4 protein-coding genes and 1 pseudogene are annotated in these 4,525 nt (G+C 64.8%); all 5 read left to right on the plus strand.

The genetic code is table 11. From position 1 onward, the window contains the following. Positions 1–557: ABC transporter substrate-binding protein (locus VFX99_RS17170; RefSeq protein WP_329667509.1), on the plus strand; the 557-nt coding region annotated here is incomplete at its 5' end. 20 nt (positions 558–577) lie between these two features. Further along, positions 578–1,519: an ABC transporter permease gene (locus VFX99_RS17175; protein ID WP_329667510.1), complete on the plus strand. Its 942-nt coding sequence runs from the start codon at positions 578–580 to the stop codon at positions 1,517–1,519. After that, positions 1,516–3,312 (plus strand): dipeptide/oligopeptide/nickel ABC transporter permease/ATP-binding protein, encoded by a 1,797-nt coding sequence (locus VFX99_RS17180; RefSeq protein ID WP_329667511.1) that lies wholly within the window; start codon positions 1,516–1,518, stop codon positions 3,310–3,312. The genes VFX99_RS17175 and VFX99_RS17180 overlap by 4 nt, the downstream gene beginning before the upstream one ends. Next, on the plus strand, positions 3,305–4,144 hold the full coding sequence (locus VFX99_RS17185; RefSeq protein WP_329667512.1) for an ATP-binding cassette domain-containing protein: 840 nt from the start codon (positions 3,305–3,307) through the stop codon (positions 4,142–4,144). The genes VFX99_RS17180 and VFX99_RS17185 overlap by 8 nt, the downstream gene beginning before the upstream one ends. A 26-nt stretch (positions 4,145–4,170) precedes the next feature. Next, positions 4,171–4,525, plus strand: a pseudogene (locus tag VFX99_RS17190) (alpha-L-rhamnosidase); the annotation flags it as partial.

Below are 4,525 nucleotides of genomic sequence, written 5' to 3' on the forward strand. Positions count from 1 at the left end.
CCTACCTGGAGGAACTAACGGAGGACCCGTATCCCTACGACGTGGAAGCCGCAAAGGCTCTGATGGAGGAAGCGGGCTACGCGGACGGCTTCACGCTGCAGATTCCCTTCTTCGAGGGACAGAACCACGACCTGCTGTTCCCATACGTCACCGAGCAGCTTGCTCAGCTGAACATCACGGTCGAGCAGGTAACCCTCACCGGACCCGATGCGATCACGCAGCTTCTGAGCGGCGAGTTCCCGGTGCCGCTGTGGCAGCTGGGCAACTACGGCGAGTCTCTCCAGGACATCAAGGACTACATCCTGGTCGATGGCATCTGGAACGTTTCTCACCAGCCCGATGAAACCATCGCGGGCCTGTGGCAGAGCATCCTCACCGCAAGCGGCGACGAGCGTGTCGCACTTGAGCAGGAGATCAACCAGTACGTGATCGACCAGGCATGGTTCGTGCCGATGGCGTATCCGGACGGCTTCTACCTGTACAGCCCCGAGATCTCCATCCCGACAATGTCCGACTTCTCGGCGCTGCACCCGCTGCTGCGCGACTTCCAGAAGTAACCAGCGATCGGGCCCCAGCAATGCTGCGTACAACAGTCATTCTCATCCTCCGAGCCATAGCCGTGCTGCTCCTGGTGACCTTCTTCACCTTCTGCATCACTTACAGCGACGGCATCGGTATCGCGCGAACCGTCCTCGGTCTGAATGCGAGCGATGAGCAGGTGGCGGCAAAGGCAGTGGAGCTGGGGCTCGATCAGCCCCTCATCGTCCAGTACCTCAACTGGCTCTCCGGACTCGTCCGGGGCGATCTCGGCGCATCGTTCCTGACCGGCCAGGAGGTGTCGGCCGCCCTCTCCACCCGCGTCCCCGTCACCCTGTCGCTGATCATCCTCACGATGATCCTGACGACGGTCATCAGCGTCGTCCTCGGCGTCACCTCGGCCCTGTACGGTGGCTGGTTGGACCGCCTCCTGCAGTTCATCTCGGTTCTGGGGGCCGCGGTTCCGGGCTACATCCTCGGGATCGGCCTCATCTTCGCGTTCGCGATAGCGATACCGCTGTACCCCGCCACCGGCTACATCCCGATCACGGACGGGATACAAGGCTGGCTCTGGTCGCTCACCCTCCCGGTGACAGCACTTCTGATCGGCGCGATAGCAAATGCGGCAGCTCAGTTCCGCGGATCCGTGCTCGACGCGCTGTCACAGGACTACGTGCGAACTCTCCGCTCTCGCGGCATCCCCGAGTCGAAGCTCCTCTTCCGTCACGTGCTCCGCAACGCGGGCGGACCCGGCCTGGTCGTCCTCAGCCTCACCACCCTCGGCCTCTACGGCGGCGCCATCTTCATCGAGGCGATCTTCGCGCTCCCCGGAGTCGGCCTGCTGTCGGTGTCTGCCGCGCTCGCGGGCGACGTGCCCATGGTGATGGGCACCGTCATCGTCGTCACCATCCTCGTCCTTGTGGTCAACCTCCTGGCCGACATCCTTGGCAGCCTGCTCAACCCGAAGGCGAGAATCCGATGACCGTCGACCAGCACTCCATCGATCCTGAGATCGAAGGGACCGCTGCGCTTTCGAACAAGCGCGTGAAGAGGTCGACGTTCCGGGCCATGATGAAGAACCCGTTCGCCGTGTTCGGCGTCGTGTTTCTCGCGATCGTGTTCGCTGCGGGTATCCTGGCGCCCTGGATCGCGCCGTACTCCCCGACTGCCACCGATCTGGCGGCGACCAATGCCCCGCCCTTCAGCGAAGGTCACCTGCTCGGGGCCGATGCGTCGGGGCGCGACATCCTTTCGCGGCTGATCTGGGGAACGCAGCAGACGATCATCGCGTGCGTGATCGTGCTGGGCGTATCACTCGTCTTCGGCCTCACGACCGGTCTGCTTGCCGGTTTCTACCGCGGACGGCTGGAAGCCGTGGCGAATTTCGTGTCGGACGTGATCATGTCACTCCCCGGGATCCTCACGATCGTCGTCGTCTTCACAATCACCGGACCGAACATCCCGCTGTCGATGACCGTCTTCGGGTTCATGGTCGCGCCATCCATGTACCGGCTCGTCCGATCCGTCGTCGTCTCCGTCCGCTCGGAACTGTACGTGGATGCCGCAAAAGTCGTGGGTCTGTCCGACACGCGGATCGTCGGGCGTCACGTTTTGTCGGCGGTTCGCGCGCCGGTCATCGTGCAGAGCGCATTCGTGCTGGCGACCGCAGTGGGCATCCTCGGCGGTGTCGACCTCATCGGGCTCGGCAACCCCTCCGAGCCCTCGTGGGGACGCGTGCTTCAGGACGCGTTCAACAACATCTACACCAACCCGGCGAACCTGATCTGGCCGGCATCGCTGATCAGCCTCACCATTCTTTCGTTCGTCCTTCTGGGCAATGCGCTGCGCGACACGCTCCAGGCGTCCAACCGCAGCGCTGCGCTCAAGCCCGCGCGACGGAAGGCGCTGAGTCGCGCCGCTCAAGACGAACGCGTCGCGGGACTCCACGATCTCACACCACCGCAGGACGTCATCCTCTCTGTCCGAGGCCTCCGCATCGGCTACCCGACCTCTGCGACGGAGGTGCGGGAGGTCGTCCACGGCGTCGACCTCGATGTGCGTCGTGGCGAGATTCACGGGCTCGTGGGGGAGTCCGGATCGGGCAAGTCGCAGATCGCGTTCTCCACGCTCGGGCTTCTTCCGCGGGAGGCGGTCATCATCGGCGGCAGTGTGTTCTTCGAGGGTCGCGACCTCCTCGCGGACGCAGCACGGATGCGCAAAGTGCGTGGGCGTCAGATCGCCTACATCCCCCAAGAGCCGATGTCGAACCTCGACCCGTCTTTCACGGTAGGTGCTCAGTTGATCTATGGACTGCGCGAAGCAACCGGGGTGTCGAAGAAGGAAGCGCGCGCCCAGCTGATGGCGCTCCTCAAGCGGGTGGGCATCGACGACCCGGAACGCGTGATGCGACTGTATCCGCATGAAGTCTCAGGCGGCATGGCGCAGCGTGTGCTGATCTGCGGCGCTGTCGCCTCCGGGCCGCAGCTCATCGTCGCCGATGAGCCAACCACGGCGCTGGATGTCACCGTCCAGGCCGAGGTTCTCGAGCTCATGCGCGAACTGAGCAGCGAACGAGGCCTTGCGATGATCATCGTCACTCACAACCTGGGTGTCGTCGCCGATCTCTGCGACACCGTTAGCGTCATGAAAGACGGCCTGATCGTCGAACGCAACGACGTTGACACCCTCTTCGCCTCACCTGAGAACGCCTACACCCGCGACCTTCTGACCAGCTCCCGCTCAGTCGAACTTCTGGAGGCGATCGGCGATGAGTGAACAGCTGCTCGAGATCAAGAACCTCGTCGTCCGCTACGGCGGGCGCCGAGGTGGCAAGACAGTCATCCAAGATGTGTCCCTCGACATCCGGGCCGGGGAGACGGTGAGTTTGGTCGGGGAGTCCGGATCGGGCAAGACGACGATCGGCCGCGCGATTCTCGGCCTCGCCCCTGTCACCGAAGGCACCATCACGTTCCGCGGTCAGGAGATCAGCAACATATCCCGGGCGCAGCGACGGCGAGCCGCGCGCGACATACAGGTCATCTTCCAGGATCCGTACTCCTCGCTTAATCCGTCGATGACAGTGGAGAGCATTCTCGTCGAACCTCTCCGCGCCGCCGGAGTGACGAAGGGCCGCGCACGTGTGAGAGAACTGTTGGATGCCGTCGGCCTGCCGGCGGACGCGGGTTCGCGCTACCCACGGGAATTCTCCGGGGGGCAGCGGCAGCGCATCGCGATCGCCCGCGCTCTCGCGCTGGACCCCGCCGTCATCGTCTGCGACGAGCCCACCAGCGCCCTCGATGTCACGACGCAGGCGCGGGTTCTCACGCTTCTTGCGGATCTGCAGAAGGACACCGGCGTCGCCTACCTCTTCATCAGCCACGACCTCGGCGTCGTGCATGCGATCAGCGACCGCATCGCCGTCCTGAAGGGCGGCAGCATCGTGGAGATCGGCGACGCACACCAGGTCGCGACAGCACCCGCCCACCCCTACACCCGCAAGCTGCAGATGTCCGCGCCGATCGCCGACCCCCCTCGCCAACGCGCCCGCAGGACAGCGCGCCTGCAGGCGCTTGCCGCTGAGGCTGCTACGACAGGACCCACCTCTTGACGCTTCCGCGTGCCAATACATCGCCAGTGCCTCTTACCCCCCTGCCTCTCGCTCCCGTCGCCGTCCGCTTCGAATACGGCGATGGCGACGTCCTCGGCGTCGGCATCGCGTCGCCTCGTCTGTCGTGGCACATGCCGATGGCGGCGGCCGGGTTCATGCAGGTGTCATACGAGATCGAGATCGATCGCTCCGGCGCCGTCGAGACGTTCGCCGTTGAGTCCGCGGATCAGGCGCTCGTGCCGTGGCCGTCCCGCCCGCTGACGTCGCGAGAGCAGGTCCGTGTGCGCGTGAGGGTCCGCGACGCATCGGGTGGATGGAGTGGCTGGAGCGAGCACGTACACGCCGAGGCTGGACTGCTCGATCGCGGGGATTGGAGCGCGC

Origin of the sequence: Microbacterium sp. (assembly GCF_036277215.1) — a bacterium.
Taxonomy (GTDB): domain Bacteria; phylum Actinomycetota; class Actinomycetes; order Actinomycetales; family Microbacteriaceae; genus Microbacterium.